The organism is Mycobacterium triplex, assembly GCF_000689255.1.
Taxonomy (GTDB): Bacteria; Actinomycetota; Actinomycetes; order Mycobacteriales; family Mycobacteriaceae; genus Mycobacterium; species Mycobacterium triplex.
Window position 1 is genome coordinate 3676524 of sequence record NZ_HG964446.1, and the last position, 15618, is coordinate 3692141.

Annotated in this window: 14 protein-coding genes and 1 pseudogene; 6 read left to right on the forward strand and 9 right to left on the reverse strand. The window is 61.9% G+C overall.

Going from position 1 to position 15618, the window contains the following annotated elements; all coding sequences use genetic code 11:
• Positions 1–57 precede the first annotated feature (57 nt).
• The 3 genes and pseudogenes from BN973_RS17085 (at position 58) to BN973_RS17095 (ending at position 3757) form a co-directional block, all read left to right on the forward strand.
• Complete coding sequence (locus BN973_RS17085; protein ID WP_036469603.1) at positions 58–729, forward strand: TetR/AcrR family transcriptional regulator; 672 nt, start codon at positions 58–60, stop codon at positions 727–729.
• A gap of 251 nt (positions 730–980) precedes the next feature.
• On the forward strand, positions 981–1898 hold the full coding sequence (locus BN973_RS17090) for a hypothetical protein (RefSeq protein ID WP_051641318.1): 918 nt from the start codon (positions 981–983) through the stop codon (positions 1896–1898).
• Between the two features lie 97 nt (positions 1899–1995).
• Positions 1996–3757, forward strand: a pseudogene (locus tag BN973_RS17095) (DUF3556 domain-containing protein).
• Here BN973_RS17095 and BN973_RS17100 read toward each other — a convergent pair.
• The 5 genes from BN973_RS17100 to BN973_RS17120 form a co-directional block, all read right to left on the reverse strand.
• Complete coding sequence (locus tag BN973_RS17100; RefSeq protein WP_036469605.1) at positions 3758–4405, reverse strand: TetR/AcrR family transcriptional regulator; 648 nt, start codon at positions 4403–4405, stop codon at positions 3758–3760.
• 52 nt (positions 4406–4457) lie between these two features.
• Positions 4458–5507, reverse strand: coding sequence for a hypothetical protein (locus BN973_RS17105; RefSeq protein ID WP_036469607.1), 1050 nt, complete (start codon positions 5505–5507; stop codon positions 4458–4460).
• Positions 5504–6988, reverse strand: coding sequence for an FAD-dependent oxidoreductase (locus BN973_RS17110; protein ID WP_036469609.1), 1485 nt, complete (start codon positions 6986–6988; stop codon positions 5504–5506). The genes BN973_RS17105 and BN973_RS17110 overlap by 4 nt, the downstream gene beginning before the upstream one ends.
• 116 nt (positions 6989–7104) lie before the next feature.
• Positions 7105–7536 (reverse strand): nuclear transport factor 2 family protein, encoded by a 432-nt coding sequence (locus BN973_RS17115; protein WP_036469612.1) that lies wholly within the window; start codon positions 7534–7536, stop codon positions 7105–7107.
• The gene (locus BN973_RS17120) at positions 7533–8750 is read right to left on the reverse strand and encodes a cytochrome P450 (RefSeq protein ID WP_036469613.1); all 1218 of its coding nucleotides are present in this window, start codon (positions 8748–8750) and stop codon (positions 7533–7535) included. Before BN973_RS17120 ends, BN973_RS17115 begins: the two co-directional genes overlap by 4 nt.
• Positions 8751–8940: 190 nt before the next feature.
• On the opposite strand from BN973_RS17120, the gene BN973_RS17125 reads away from it, so the two are divergent.
• Complete coding sequence (locus tag BN973_RS17125; RefSeq protein ID WP_036469614.1) at positions 8941–9504, forward strand: TetR/AcrR family transcriptional regulator; 564 nt, start codon at positions 8941–8943, stop codon at positions 9502–9504.
• Between the two features lie 40 nt (positions 9505–9544).
• Here the strand turns inward: BN973_RS17125 and BN973_RS31085 are convergent, their stop codons facing one another.
• The 3 genes from BN973_RS31085 to BN973_RS17135 all read right to left on the reverse strand — a co-directional run bounded on the left by BN973_RS31085 (position 9545) and on the right by BN973_RS17135 (position 11551).
• The gene (locus BN973_RS31085) at positions 9545–9880 is read right to left on the reverse strand and encodes a PNPOx family protein (protein ID WP_139830100.1); all 336 of its coding nucleotides are present in this window, start codon (positions 9878–9880) and stop codon (positions 9545–9547) included.
• A gap of 356 nt (positions 9881–10236) precedes the next feature.
• Positions 10237–10866, reverse strand: coding sequence for a TetR/AcrR family transcriptional regulator (locus BN973_RS17130; RefSeq protein WP_036472595.1), 630 nt, complete (start codon positions 10864–10866; stop codon positions 10237–10239).
• A 100-nt stretch (positions 10867–10966) separates the two neighbouring features.
• Entirely contained in the window at positions 10967–11551 is a 585-nt protein-coding gene (locus BN973_RS17135; protein ID WP_036469616.1) for a TetR/AcrR family transcriptional regulator, read from the reverse strand.
• 222 nt (positions 11552–11773) lie between these two features.
• Between BN973_RS17135 and BN973_RS17140 the strand changes: the two genes are divergently transcribed.
• A complete protein-coding gene (locus BN973_RS17140) occupies positions 11774–13078 on the forward strand; it encodes a cytochrome P450 (RefSeq protein ID WP_051641320.1) in 1305 nt (434 codons plus the stop codon).
• A 34-nt stretch (positions 13079–13112) separates the two neighbouring features.
• Positions 13113–14045, forward strand: a complete 933-nt coding sequence (locus BN973_RS17145; protein ID WP_036472597.1) for an SDR family NAD(P)-dependent oxidoreductase — start codon at positions 13113–13115, stop codon at positions 14043–14045.
• Here the strand turns inward: BN973_RS17145 and BN973_RS17150 are convergent.
• Positions 13991–15253 carry a cytochrome P450 gene (locus tag BN973_RS17150; RefSeq protein ID WP_232232103.1) on the reverse strand — a complete coding sequence of 421 codons (1263 nt, stop codon included), beginning with the start codon at positions 15251–15253 and terminating at the stop codon, positions 13991–13993. The genes BN973_RS17145 and BN973_RS17150 overlap by 55 nt on opposite strands.
• Between the last annotated feature and the right edge of the window lie 365 nt (positions 15254–15618).

A 15618-nucleotide genomic window follows, 5' to 3' on the forward strand; every position in this document is an offset into this window, starting at 1 on the left:
ACAAGCGGGTTGCCGCAGATATGATCCCAGCATGCTGGCCACACGAATGGACGCGTAGTGGTTCGGAGTCATGGCTGGGGTGGGAACACCCCCACTTCGGACGAAGAAGCACTCACCCGGATCCTCGACGCAGCCGACGAGATCATCGCCGACCGCGGCTCGGCCATGCGGATTTCTGACGTGGCGCGCACCCTTGGGGTGACGCGCCAGACCGTCTATCGCTATTTTCCCAGCACCGAAGCACTGCTCCTGGCCACTGCCATGCGGTCCGGGGACGGATTCCTTGAGCACCTCGCCAGCCACGTACGCGGAGAGACCGACCCAGTTACCGCGGTAATCGAGGGGCTTGCGTTCGCTATCGAGAATCTCGTCGATGACGGTCGAATCGGCTTCATCCTCAATAAGCGATCCCAAAATGACATCAGCGCGTCGCTCACGTCCGATACGGCGCTGACCTTCAGTCGATCCATGCTGCACCGATATGAAGTCGATTGGGAAGCAAATGGTTTCGACGAGGATGGGATCACCGAACTCGCGGAGTTTTGCCTACGTCTGCTGTACTCGTTTCTGGTCGACAACGGTCGCACCCGTCGCGGCCGGGCAGAACTGCGAGTGTTCCTGGCGCGCTGGGTCGGACCGGCTGTGATCTACCCGCGCTTCGCGGGCGCGATGGACTCCCTCACGAAGGTTTCTGCGCCGCAACGCAAACGTCGACGCTCGGCGTCCTGACATCTAAATCGATCGGATGAAAAAGTCACCGTCACTGATCGTTGTCGAAATCCCCACGCTCCCAGGCATCGTCGGACATCTTATACAGTACGGGCGTCCTCTCAGGAGCAAGCGTTGCGTGCTTGGCCGACACCCACGTGAGCATTTACTTCACTTCTTCACCATACGTATTTATGCTTATGTATGTTCGTTGAAGTCAGAGGTCGGAGCCCTGCCGCGACCACTCACTCGCATGTCGACCCTGGAGAGATATGACCAACGCCCTCGACAAAACTGTCGTCGCATCATGCGTGGTGTTCGTGGCCCTTTCGGGATGGGCGGCGGTAGGGCCCGGCGGCTTGGGCCTTCCACTCGCTGCGCAGGTGGGAGTGGGCGCCGCGCTTGTGGTGTTGCTCCTCGGACATACGTGGAAGCACCTTGGAGCCCCCCTCTTTGCGGCGTTCTTCGGAACCGCCGCGATCATCGAGTGGGCATTTGAACAAGCGAACATCAGCTTCGGCGGTTTCATCTGGGGCGACATCCGCTACGGCGACATCGGTCTGTTCCAGGCACATTTGGGCGACGTGGCGATCGCGGTTCCGGTGCTAATGGCCGTGTTGCTGTGGCCGACCTACGTGATGATAAACCTGCTCCTCGACGGGCGCGTAGTGGTTTCGCCACGTTCGATGACCTGGTGGCAAACCCTCTGGCACTGTGCGCTTTACGGATTCGTGCACTCCTGGCTGATGCTTGTGTTCAATGGAGAATGCGAGCGGTTCGGCCTGTACCGATGGGTCGGTAAAAGCTTGAACCGTCCAGCGGCCGACATGTTCCTGGGTGACCCCACCGCACCGCGCGGCTGGGCTATCTACGTCTTCGTGACCATGGTTGTGTTCACGTTCGTGATGGTTCCACTTCTAGGCACGGCCGCGCTCGCAAGAGCCGACGAGCGGGCCTTGCAGGTCTCCGATGGCGCGCCGATCGTGCTCTTCGGAACAATGGGCGTGACGGTCCACGCCAACGCGCCGAACCAGACGGTCGGCAACGTGGCACTGTGGACCGTAGGCTTCTTCGCAGTCCTCGTGAGCTATCGCTTCGTGGCGATCTTGCGCGATCAGCGGCAACCCGCCGCCGTAATAGGTACACCACCGTCGTCGGCACACAATTCAGTCAGGACCGCACCGACGTAGCAGGCGCACAACAGATGTCGACACGTGACCCCACTGGCGAAATGGCTAGACGTATATTACGTTACGTCTAGCCATTTTGTCATAGCGAGGTTCACGCGTGGGATTTCTGAAGTCCGATCTGCCAACCATCGACAAGGACGTCTGGCGCGCCGCCGACCGCAGCGAACGACTGAAGCTGATGGCGCGTCACATCGCGGAGCGCGGCACCGGCAACCCGGACGTGCTCCACGTCGTCTACGCCCTCAAGGTCGTGCTCTACATGCTGGGCGCAATAGCGTTCGCACTCACCACCAATGGCATTGACGGATGGGCCGACGCCACCACCTGGTGGTGCGAGCCCATCGTCCTCGAGAAGGTCGTGCTGTGGACGCTGCTCTTCGAAGTCCTCGGTCTGGGTTGCGGCTTCGGGCCGCTCAACGGCAGAGTCGCTCCCCCTCTGGGGTCTCCGCTGTATTGGCTGAGGACTGGAACCATTCGCCTGCCGCCGTGGCCCCAGCGAATTCCCTTCACCACCGGCGATCGACGCAGCCCGGTCGATGTCGCGGCGTACGCGGCCCTGCTCATCGCGACATTGACCGCGCTGCTCTCGGACGGCACCGGCCCCATCGATGCACCGGCCACGCCGGTCGGCCTGATCCCGACCTGGAAGCTCGCGACGGTCGTCACCCTGCTCGCGATCGCCGGCCTGCGCGACAAGGTCATCTTCCTGGCCGCTCGCGGTGAGGTCTACGGCGCCTTGACGGTCGCCTTCTTGCTGCCAGGCCTCGACATGATCGTGGCCGCCAAGATCGTCATGGTCGCGATCTGGATGGGAGCAGCGACGTCCAAACTCAACCGGCATTTCCCCTTCGTCGTGTCCACCATGATGGCCAACAATCCCCTGATTCGCTCGAAGTGGTTGAAACGCAATCTATTCCGCCGGCATCCAGAGGACCTGAGACCGAGTTGGATACCTGCGCTTCTCGCTCACGTCGGTACGGTCATCGAGCTCGGCATGCCGCCGCTGTTGTTCTTCTCTCACGGCGGCATCGTCACCCGAGTCGCGGCGGCACTGCTCATCACGCTGCACCTCATCATTCTCACCGCAGTCCCCCTCGGCGTGCCGCTGGAGTGGAACGTCTTCATGATCTACGGCATCGGCGCGATCTTCTTAGCGCACATCAATGTTGGAATACAGGACATCTCGCATCCGTGGTTCATCGCCGCACTCGTCGTCGTGCTGGTGGGCACCGTCGCAGTGGGCCACGTCTGGCCCCGGAAGGTGTCGTTCCTACCGGGGATGCCGCTACTACGCCGGAAACTGGGACACTTCGGTGTGGCTCTTCACCGACTCGGCCAGCCAGAAGGTCGCCGACGCCCGAGTCGGGCTGGGGTTGTTGCAGCACAAGTACTTCGAAAAGCTCTTCGGCAGCAAGGAGAAGGCCGAGTTCCCTCTCTACATGGGTTACGCGTTTCGATCCATGTTCGCTCACGGGCGTGCGGTCATGACGCTCTTAGACCGTGCCGTCCCGGTAGGCCGGGAGCGGGAATACACCGCTGTCGAGGGCGAAACGGTCGCCGCCTATGCCGTCGGCTGGGCATTCGGCGACGGCCACCTCCATCAGGAGCAGCTCGTCGCGGCCATGCAGGCGCGTTGCGGATTCGAGCCTGGTGAGTTGCGGATCGTGATGATCGACGGACAACCCATGCATCGGCAACGTCAGAACTACCGGTTGGTGGATGCAGCCGAGGGCGAATTCGAAAGCGGGACTTTCCAAGTCGCCGACTGTGTGTCTCGACAGCCGTGGCAGACTGACGTACCGGTCCGAATCCTGGATACAGCTGCAATGGGCGCAACCGGGCAGTCGCAATCCGGATAGTCAGGTGGTGAAGAACTTTCCGTCGAAGACAGCGAGTAGGACGTCGACGGCGGAACGCATGTGACCACTGGGCATCCCGTGACTGAGCAGGCCGATCCCCATCGCCGATCCGATGAAGGCGACCATCATGTCGGTGTCCTGGCTTGTGGAAGGAATCTCTCCTCGTCGGCGGGCGCGATCGAACATCTCCTGCAACGCATCGCTCAGCGCACCGCCTTCGGCCTGCAGCGAGGACAGCAGGTCCGGATGGCGACGCAGCTCCATGGGAATGGATGCGAGGAACGGGGTGATGGTCGGGCGCCGCTCGTGTGCACGCACCGACGCGCGGAAGACAGCGGCGAGCTGCTCCCTGAGCGACTCGGCACCCGCGATCGCGTCGAGATATTCGGGCAGGAGGTCGGCTTGCGCGGCATCGAAGGCGGCGCGATAAAGCTCCTGCTTCGAGGCGAAGTACTGATAGATCGACGAGTGACGGATTCCGGCCGCCTGGGCAATCTCGGTCATCCGCGCGCCCGCGTAGCCCCGGTCGCCGAAGTGCACGATTGCGGCCTCGAGCAGGCGAGCGGTGGTCTCTTCGCCCGAACTGCCGGGAGGTCTGCCAATCTTCGCCGGCCGGCCCCGACGGACCTGTCGCTTCACCTGCGCCATCGCACCAACCCGCGGACTAGCCAGTCATACGAGGTCATCATCTCGAGCGATGCTAACTCATCGCCCGACCGGTATCCGGCGACGCGGGTACCGATGGGGCTGAGCCACCAGCATGGGATTCGCTCTCCGGCGGCATCCGTCGCGCCGCGTGTCCCGAATAGCACGCGAGCAGCACGAGCGTAGTCAATGCCACTGCCACTAGGGTGATTTGGCCGCCCGGTACGGGTTGCGCGGCGAAGCTTGCAGCGGCGAGTACGGCATACCCGAGGACGTAAATCCCCAAGAGGACCCACGCCATCCCATCCATCCCGACCGGTCGCTTGTCGGAGAACAGAAAGACGACGACCAGAAGCGCTGCAATTGCGAGGGCGAACGGATAGTGGGGCAGGTCGAAGCCGATCGCGAGGCTGATCGGGAAACTCAGCAGCAAGCCGCCGGTGTTGACCATCAATCCAATGAGCAGTGGAACTGCGACGACCGTCTTGAGTGGCGTCCTGACAGGCGCCGCAACGCCGAATACCGTTGCCGCCCTGCGACGCTCCCACTGCCAGACCAACCACATAAGTAGTGGCGGCCACGTCATCTGCCAGACGGCTTCGGTGATCGGCCAGCCATACCAGTACTCGAACATGTGCCGCCCACCGATGGTCCAGTCCAGCCACCGCCACCATCGCACATTCGGGAGGGGTCCGGTCACGCCGTACGGCGCATCGATGAGGACCGTGATGACACCCGCAGACATAGCGCGGGCCAGAATGGACCGGATGCCGAACGCCTCGACCAGTTTGAAGCCGAGAAAGTTAATCGCCGGATACAACAACAGGATGTAGACAGGCATGTCGGTCTTATAGCCGGGAATGCTGCCTGTCATGAGCATGACGGTGAATTCGCCCTGGATGTAACTGCGAGAGATCAACATGCCGGTGGTGAATTCGAGAATCACACCGTAGGCGAACGACGACGCCCAGAGCACGAGATACGTCGGATGCCCCCTGCGATATTGGCGGATCGCGTACACCACCGCAAGTACGTTGATCGTTGCCATGACCACGTCCAACACGTGTAGTTGCCAGCCAATTTCGAGTGGGTTGTTGAATCTCACTGCGGCACGGAGACCTTGCCGAGAACGCTGTCGCGCAAATGGGTGTAGTCGGTGTCCGGCGGCGGCAACTCCGGTGCCACCGCCGGTGGAATCTTGCTGCGCCCCAGGGCCGATACCACGCCGTAGCGTGCCAGACCGAAGAGGACCCGGGGATTGCGAAGCAGTTCGTAGACCGTCTCCTGCAGGTTGTAGACACGGTCGAAATGCGTGTTCACCACCTGGTCTCCCCAGCAGGCCTGCGAGACGAAGTGGAAGACCGGCCACGTGGCCTTTCGGATCAGGCGTTTGCGGATCCCGTCAGGCAAAGCCTCGGTACCCGAGGCGTGCTCATAGCCGGCATCGCGCGAGAACGCGAGCGTCCAAACACCCTTCAGAAAAACAGCCTGCTCCGCGTAGAACTGCTTCGGAAAGGCTGCACTGCTCGGGTCGATGTCCTGAAATAATCTGCGGGCGATCACGGCAGCCGTCGCCGCGCATGACATGCCCTGGGCGTAAATGGGATTGAAAGCGCACACCGCGTCGCCCGTGGCAATGAATCCTCGCGGCGGCGTCTCGAGGCGGTCGAAGCGCCGCCAGACGTTCCGGGTGGACCGGGTGTGGTGAACCGCGCTGATCGGCTCGGAGGATTCGAGGAGGCGGGAGAATTCGCGCGTGCGGGTCTTGCGCGCCGCCGCTTCGTAGGCGGCAACGTCAGTGGGCATCGACAGCCCCCACGATCCCATGACGGCGATGAACGAGTCGTTCTCGATCGGAAACACCGAGCAGAGATACTGATGCGGTTCGGGTGCATCGGGATTGGGGTCGGGGAACGTCGTCAGGAAGCGGTACCACGGCAGGTTGGTGGTCGGCCATTTGTACCACCGCGACGAGTAGCTGACCTTGGCATCCAACGTGAGTTCCTCAGTCTCCTGGCCGAACGCTTTCATCCAGGTTGCCGCGCGACTCCCCCTCCCTCCGGCATCGACGACGAAATCGGCTCTCAGCTCGTGCATCTGGTCGTCGAGATCCCGGTAGACCACTCCGGTGATGGCCGGGCCCTCGTCGTCTTGGTCCGACATCAGGTCCGCAACCCTCGCTCCCTCGACGACCTCGATATCGGAATCCTTCTGCACAAACTCGCGGATTGTCAGTTCGATCATCGGCCGCGAGGCGAAGTAGACGCGCATCGACGTTCGCGATCGCCCGGCCCATCCGTTGATGAGACAGTTGGCGGCCTGCAAACCAGGATCGATCTCGCATCCGCCGTTCGCGATCAAGCGCTCGGTGAAACCAGGGAACAGGCTTTCTATCGCCTCTCGGCCGGCAGCGAGGAGAAAGTGGTTGTGCCACGCCTGAGGCGTACCCCTGCGCCCATTCGGGACGTCCGGCAGGATATCCGCCTCCAAAACTGTGACATGTGCGAATCTCTCCTGCAGCGCGCGGGCTGCGCAGAGTCCGCCCACGCTGGCGCCAATGACGACGGCATGACCTTTTCGCGTCATTGCTTTGTCTCCCCGAACTCAAAACCAACAGATCTGTCTGTTTTATCTTGTAATCGCCGAGGGGTCAAGAAATCTACGGGGTTGGGCGGGCCACAGACCTCAGTCGGTCAGTACGGCTACTCGCCTACTTGGTGGACATCGACCAACAGATGGATCAGGTGCATGGCCGAGATCTTCCAGCCGCCTTTTCGTCGCACCCATCGCTCGTAGTAGTGGCCGTAACCCGTTACAGAAAGCCCACTTTCGAAGACTGCCCGATCCTGCACAGCCCAGATCACCTGGGCTTCCTCGCCGCGCAGTTCGAGTTCGGGCATATGGACCTGGTGGACGGTCTTAGCGTCGCCAACCAGCATTCGAAGTGTCGCCAGCGTCTCGTTTCGCCCAGTCACGACCTCGGCCTCGGTATCTTTGTCGGTGATGCTGAACTCGACGTTTTCCGTCAGCAGGTCTGCGACAGCCGCCCAGTCCTGGTTGTCGAGCGTGCGACAGTACCGCGCCTTTGCCTGGGCGATCTCGTAGAACGCGGCGGCTTCGGCTTGTGCAGTCACTGGACTGCCAGGTTCAGATGTTCCAGGCGCCGCACGAGCAGGCTTGGCAACCAACGTCCAACGTCGGCGGCCTCGATGCGTGTCGTGTGCGCGAGCAGGTGACCGAGCACGATCTGGGCTTCCAGCCGGGCCAGTGCGGCCCCGACGCAGAAGTGCGCGCCCTTGCCAAATGTCAAGTGGGACTTAGCTCCGGACCGATCCAACCGGAATTCATCCGGATCCTCGAAGTGCGACGGATCCCGGTTGGCCGCCCCCCAGAGCAGCACCAGCCGTGAGCCCGCCGGTAGATCCACCCCGGCCAGCGTGGTGTCGTCGACGACGTGCCGATAATGGCCGCGGAATGGCGGCTCGTAGCGCAGGACCTCCTCGAGGAATGTGGCCAGGAGTTCGGGCTTCTCGCGCAATTGCTGTTGGACCTCGAAGCGGGTTGCCAATATCCATGCGGCAGAACCGATTAACGACGCGGTCGATTCACCGCCGGCACTAAACAGGGTGATCATGATCGTCAACGCGGCGAGATCGTCCAACTCGCCCGAGGCGCATGCCGTGGCGAGATCGCCGAGCAGGTTGTCCCCCGGGTTCTGCGCGGCCCGCTGGAACTGCTCGGTCACGTAGCCGCTGAGTTCCATAATCGAGACGCCCGCCGCGTTCAGTTCGTCTTGACCGACCAACCCTTCGACCGTCTGCGTGGCGGAATATCCCCATCGGACGAGCTTGTCGGTGTCCTCGTCCGGGACCCCGATGATGCGTCCGACGATCATCATCGGCAGCCGATTCGCAACCCCGCTCATCCATTCGATGCGCCCATCCTGCACGCCCGCGCCCCATAGTTCGTCCGCGGTTTGTTCGATGAACGGCTCGGATGCCCGGATGCGCCTGGCGGCCAGCTGTGGCAGCAACTTCTTCCTGTGCACCTCGTGGACCGGGTCATCGGCGGTGGCCAGCGCCTGAGTCGGTCCGCCCAGCTCGCCCATGACGAACTTGCCCACCGTGCCGTCGGGTTGGAGCATCATCGTCGCCGTCAGGTTCGACGAGAAGTCCTCCGGTCGCGCGATCACATCGTTGATCGCGTCCCACCCGGACACGGCGTGAAAGCCGGAGTCGCCGATCGCGTGCACGGGAGCAACCGCGTGCATGCGCCTATACAAGGGATAGGGGTCCTGCACGTTGCTATCGTCGAACAGCGCGATGCCGAGGCCAACCGGCGAGGTCATGGTTCCAACATCACTGCTAGCGCGACACGGCGTCAACGGGTCTGTGGGAACTCGAAAGTCGCGCTGCCGCGGAACGGCCATCCGGATTCTCAGGTGTCGCCGCGTGATCACGGCAAATCGTGATAAATGTGGCGTACTTTGTCTCAAACGTGAGAAACAGGTGTGGTGTGATCTAGGGGGCTTAGTACAAATGTCTCGAGACGACTGGGTGGTCGGCGGTGATCGACATGCCACAGCCGCGGAACGCATCTTCGCCGCAGCGACGGATCTTGTTTCTCGCGAAGGCCTGGACGCGCTCGACATCGACACACTGGCAGCCACGGTGCATTGCTCGCGCGCCACAATCTATAGGTATGCCGGCGGCAAGGCACAGATTCGCGATGCGGTCACGCTGCGCATCGCTGAACGCATCATCGGTACCGTCCGTCGCGCCGTCGAGGGCCTAAGCGGTCCCGAGCGGGTATTGGTGGCCATCGGTGTGGCACTCGAACAGATCAGGACGGTGCCTACACGTCACCTGATGCTGGTATCGACAGTCGCTGACCTGACCGGACTGCACGCATCATCGATGCTCAGCCAGATCGCAGCCGAACTCGCGGGCATCGCCACTGACGATGAACAGGCCGCGCAATGGATTGTGCGCGTGGTGATTTCGATGTCTCACTGGCCCCCAAGTAACACAGCAGCGGAACAAGACATGCTGCGGCGCTTCGTCTTACCGGCGTTCGAGGCGGGTCTCAAGCAGCAGGGTTGAGCCCCTTGACGCGACCGCGCGCTAACGACTTGGCCTGGATTCACTGAGCATTTGGTGACGGCGTGGGTGGCGTCTCGCTGCTGATGTGGTGCAGCCGGATACCCTGTTCCGCCTCGCGCCGCATCATGAATCGCAGCGGCACCGGGAGTCGATTCAGCACAGTAGCGTCCAGAGTGACAAGTTCAGGACGCTCCAGGACGTAGCGCGTCCCATTTCGAGTGAGGGTCGCGTGCCCGGCAGCCAATGTATTGCGGCACCAGTCAACTTGCGGGCCGTAGGGCAGCGGCAGCAGGAACCCGTCCTGGTACCGGAACGACGCGAGCGGCGTCGTGAAGACACGCCCGGAACGCCGCCCGGTGTGTTCGAAGAGCGCCAACGGGGAGAAGCGTTTTCCCGCGATGGCACGAGTGATCGCATTCCAGCGCTGAGCAGTTTGGGACCGAGTTCGCCGTCCCGCTTGGCAATGTGTGTCACGATCACACCGGGCAGGACAACGACGAGAACGGCAGTGATGAGTCCTAGCAGTATGCCTACTGCGGAGCGGGCAAATGACCGAATGGGAGCCGTCGTTGACATTTTGAAACCTACTTTCTGCGAAGAAGTATGAGTATTTCGAGTACGTCGCTTGCTGCATGATGAAATACGCCAACGCGTTTGGTTCGCGGTCAGCGGCGAGTCGGCGGTGCAGGAGTCGTGTTGCGCTGTAGAGGTTTAGCGTCTGACCCGGCGGGATCACTCGGGCGCAGTGAGATAAGTCAGCATCATTCCGGCGATTTCATCTGCCCATTGCCGCCAGTTCCTGCCGTCGGGCCACAGCGGCGCCACCGCGGCACGGTGTATGCCCGCCGCGAGGATGGTGCGCAGCGCGGTGTCCAGTGCTGCGTCCGGTTCGGGACGGCTTATCTGATCACGATGCGGTGCGGCGGCACTGTTGAAGCGTTGTTGCAGCGCGGTCAGGGTCGACAGTCCACGATGGGCGATGTCGGGCGTCTTTTCTGCACTGAACAGGGTCGGGGCCACTTTTCCGCTCTGAGCGAGGGTATCGGCCAAAGCATGGACGAAAGTCGTGACTGCGCCGGCCAGCGAAGGCTCCGCCTCACCGAGCGCAGCATCGGCAGCCTCTTCGAGGTTGGTCATGAGCTTGTCGCGCACGGCGTCGATGAGCTCTTCCTTGCCGGAGAAACGCCGGTAAATCCCAGCAGCTGATACCCCGGCCTCTTCGGCGACACTAGCGATCGTGAAATTGTCCAGGCCATCATTGACCAGCACTTGCTCAGCGGCGGTCAGCAACCGTTGCAGCGCCGCCCGGGTGCGGGCCTGGCGAGGCGGGTGCCTGCCTGCCGATGCCGGGTCGGACGTCACGACCACCGCCTGTTGACGCGAACGCACTTTGCTTGCCCTCCCTCGATATCAAAACCGAAATCGGATTCCGGTTTCGATTTCGAGGATATGGGCAGGCGCCTTATCTGGCAAGGCTTGCCGTGTCGGAGTCGCGCCGCAACCCCTGCGTCACCGACGGCGCAGCGAACCGCGTAACCAACTCGCGTTCAGCTTGTTTGTCTTTCAGGGGCCAGTACCAGAGCGAGAAAGTGACACGCACCAGCCACTGCGCGGCCAACGGGTCGCTCTGTCCCACAATCTGTTCGGCCATCTCAGCTATCAGTGGCGAGGAAGTTACAGCGCCACTGTCGCGATCCGGGCGAAGGTCTCCCATGATCAGCTTTCCGAGTGGTTCGGCGCGGATGAAATCCAACCCTAGGAGGAGGGCGGTGACGACGCGCTCAGTACCTTCCATCCCCGCGATCGCCGCGTAGATCGAGCTGATGATTCGTTCGGCGAAAAGAGAGATCAAACGTTCCAGAATCGCAGCTTTGCCGCCGGCACGGCGGTAGATGGTCGCTGGCGAGCAATTCAACCTAGCAGCCAAAGCGTCGATCGTGAATGCCTCGAAACCGTTGCGCGAGACGAGCTCTGAGGCCGCCGCGAGAATTCGATCGAGTGCCTCAGCGTGGCGGTCCGCCCCAAGAACCCAGTCCTTGTGTGCCATCACGCACCCCTTTCACCCCAAGGAGATGGAGACAAAATCCGTTCTATCACCGTGAGACAGATTCTCGGCTGTGTCTCACGAGTATGCCCAGGTCCGGGCGGTTAGATCTAGCCTGAGCCATCCTCGGGCCTCTTGTGGACCTTTCAACTTCGCGGGAAACCGTTGACGCGAGCGGAGGCCTGCCCAGAGTCTGAGACATACGTTCTCGAGAAGGGTGTCGACATGACCATCGGGCAGGCCGCGCGCGCTGCCACCTCGATGGTGGGACCGATGCTTGCAGCGGGCCAGTTGAATCTCGCTGCCGCGATCCGGTCGCGCCGTCTCGGATGCAGCGCCTGGACCGGTGCGATCAATACGGACTACGACCCTTTCGACCCGGCAACCGCAGCGCATCCGCACCGCGCCTATGAAGCCCTGCACCGCGGTGGACGGGTGCACTACAGTCCACGTCGATCCACCTGGGTCCTGCATCGGCTCGACGACGTCCGCGCGGCATTGCGCGACACAGACCAGGTAACCAGTAGCCATGGGGTGACCCCGATTCGGATGGTCGCCGACCTCGTCGTGCTCACCGACGACGAGCAGCACACCCGACTACGCAAACAGGTCCAGCCGGCGTTCACCAAAGGGGCGCTGGACAGTTGGCGCGGCATCACCGACGACATCGCCGCTGAACTCGTCGATGGCATGATCTCCGCCCGCGGCGGCTGCGACGTCGTACGGCGGCTGACAATCCCCATGCCGATACGTGTCATCGCCGCGATCCTCGGCGTCCCTGACGGCGATGTCACCGACTTCCGCCACTGGTCAGACGAGAGCACACGCCTCGTCAACTTCACGCCAACACCGAAGGGCGTTGTCAACGCCGCGAGATCCATGCGCGCCGCAGTAGCCTTGCGCCGCTACTTCTTACAGCATCTGGCAGCCGGGCAACTCAAGGGGTCAGATACCGTTCTAGGCCGACTGCTGGCGCACAGCGCCGACGGCGGATTGACCGACAACCAATTGTTCTACATCGCCATCCTGCTGTTGATCGCCGGCAACGAGACCACCACCAACCTGCTCGGCGGCATGTTTGACACTTATGCCCGTCATCCCGACCAATACGAGATGATCCGTAACAATCCGGATCTCATTCCGATGGCCATCGAGGAACACGTTCGACACACGAGTCCCATCCAGAACCTCTACCGCTACACCCGTGCCCCGTATCGGGTTGGAGACGTGACCATTCCGTCGGGTTCTCGCGTGCTGATGTCCTTCGGGGCGGCGAACCGCGATCCGCTTGCCTTCGACGAACCCAACACCTTCCGCGCCGACCGAAACCCACGCATGCATGTGGGTTTCGGCTTTGGCTCTCATCTGTGTCTCGGTGCACCGCTAGCGCGCATGGAAGCACATGCCGTCCTGCGCCAACTGGTCGACCGCGTCTCGCGGATTTCGGCTATCGGCCCCACGACGTGGTCCACCAACAGCTCACTGCGGGGACCGACACGATTGCACGTCATCTTCAGGGAGGCGAGCTGATGTGCAGTTGCGCAAAGCCGGAAGGGGCTGTTCCGTGATCGACTTCAAGGGTCAAGTGGCAATTGTTACCGGAGCGGGCCGTGGCCTCGGCCGTCTCTACGCAATGGATTTGGCCACTCGCGGAGCCTCAGTGGTCGTGAACGATCTGGGCGGCTCGATGCACGGCGATGGAGCCGATCCGACGGTCGCCGACGAGGTGGTCAATGAGATCGTCGCCGCAGGAGGAGTAGCGGTCGCTTCGTATGACTCAGTGGACAGCCCCGAGGGGGGTGCAGCGATTGTGCAGACCGCCATGGAGCACTTCGGTCGCCTCGACGCCGTGATCAGCAACGCCGGCATCTTCAACAGCATCGCGTTCGAGGAGATGACACCAGCGCAGTGGCGACAGATGCTCGCCGTCCACCTGGACGGGGGCTTCTACCTCAGTCAACCGGCGTTCAAGGTGATGAAGGAACAGGGCTACGGCAGATTCGTCTTCGTCTCATCGTCGGGCGGAATGTTCGGGCAACACCTTGAGGCGCACTACGGCGCCGCCAAGGCAGGATTGGTCGGGTTGAGCAACGTTCTTGCCCTCGAGGGCGCAGACCACGGCATTCTGTCCAATACTGTTTTGCCCTTTGGGTTCTCACGCATGGTCACGGAGACCGTGGACCCGGTCACGCTTGAGAATTTGGGACTTCTCGAGCTGATCGGTCCGGAGAAGGTGGTTCCTATCGTGACCTATCTGGCCAGCCGCGCATGCGAATCCAGCCACGAGAACTATTCGGCCTGCGCCGGCCGCTACGCCCGCGTCTTCGTCGGCCTGGGTGAGGGATGGCTGCCCGATCCCGAGACCACGGCTACTGCAGACGACATCGCCGCTAATTTTCCCGTCGTCTCGGCCACAGACCCCTTCACTGTTCCCGGCAATATCTACGAGGAACTGTTCTCGGTGGTTGGGCGGCTCCGGAGTCTTACCGGCACGTGAGAGTATCCGTTCACATTCGTCATGAAGACGCGCTGCAAGTCGCCGGTGACGACTTCGAACTCGGGCATCACGTCGAGTAGGCAGTCAAGCGCCACAGCGCTTTCCATACGCGCCAATGCCGCCCCCAGGCAGCTGTGGATGCCGTAGCCAAATCCCAGACCCAGCCCCTCATTTCGGTCACGGTTGATATCGAAGCTATCGGCCTTTTGGAAGGCTCGCTCGTCGCGGTTCGCCGAGGCCATCAGGAGCATGACGGCACTGTTCTCCGGGATCGTCGTTCCATGGATGCGCACATCTTTTAGGCTGAAGCGGCAGTTGTACTGCACGGGCCCGTCATAGCGCAACACTTCCTCGACGGCGGCGGGGATCTTGCTCCGGTCGGCGTCAAGCTCCCTCCACTGGTCGGGATGCTCAGCGAACAGCACTACCGCGCTCCCAACAAGTTTCGTAACCGTCTCCGCACCCGCGGCACCGAGTTGCATGCAGAAGCCGGCGATCTCGCGATCCTCGAGGCGCGTATTGGTGCCGTCACCCCTGTCAACTTCCACGGTGGTCAACGCAGAGATCATGTCGTTCCGGGGATGTGCGCGCCGTTGTTTGATCAGGTCGCGGTAGAACGATTCGTTGTCCGCCAACGCCTGCATGCCGCTGTCACTCATGCCGGTCTGCCCGACCGCGCGGTGCAGGATCACGTCTTGCCAAAGCCGAACCTGCTGCCGGTCTTGTTGCGGCACACCGAGCATTGTTGTGATGATTTCTACCGGGAAATACGCGGAAAAATCTCTCACCACGTCGAATGCCTCGGTATCGAGCCGTGCGGCGTATCGGTTGATCGTCGCTCGCACCATCGGTTCCTGGGAAGCGATGGCGCGCGGCGTGAATACCTTGTTGACCAGACCGCGCATCCGCCGATGCTCCGGAGGATCCATCATCTGCAGGATGTGCCCCTCTACCACCACCCCCCTCTTGACGAGGTCCAAGGTGATTCCCCGGGAAGAGGCGTAGGTTTCGAAGTCCCTGATTGCCGCGACCACATCGTCGTGACGGCTCAGCGCATAGAAATGATGTTCGCTGCTGTAATAGACAGGAGCCTCATCGCGCAGTCGCCGGTACACCGGGTGTGGGTCGGCGAAGAACTCGGGCGAGTACGGATCGAAGACCAGCGCCGATTGCGCTTCTCGTGGGCCATCTCCGACAGGTGTCAACACATCAACTTGCCAACCCTCGCGTGTCTTCGACAATTCATGGGGCGCACTCGGAACGCTATGGCAGGTTTGTGCCTATCAAATATGCTGACTAAGGTCAATTAGGTCCGCGCCCGGGCGGGTCGAGCGCCGATCAGGCACCATCCGCACGTCTCGTCGCGGCGTTGGACGAAACCGCAGCTCACAGCCGCACGAACGAAAATATCGACATTCGACGCGCACGATGTGCTGTTTCATTGACTTTAGTCAACAGTCGTCGTTAGATTTGCCGGGTGGGGCGGGCCGAGACAGAAGGCCGCGTCGTGACTGGTTTCGGGCCAGGCCAGGCCGCGACGATAGCGAGATCAGATCAAGTGCAACAACTTAAC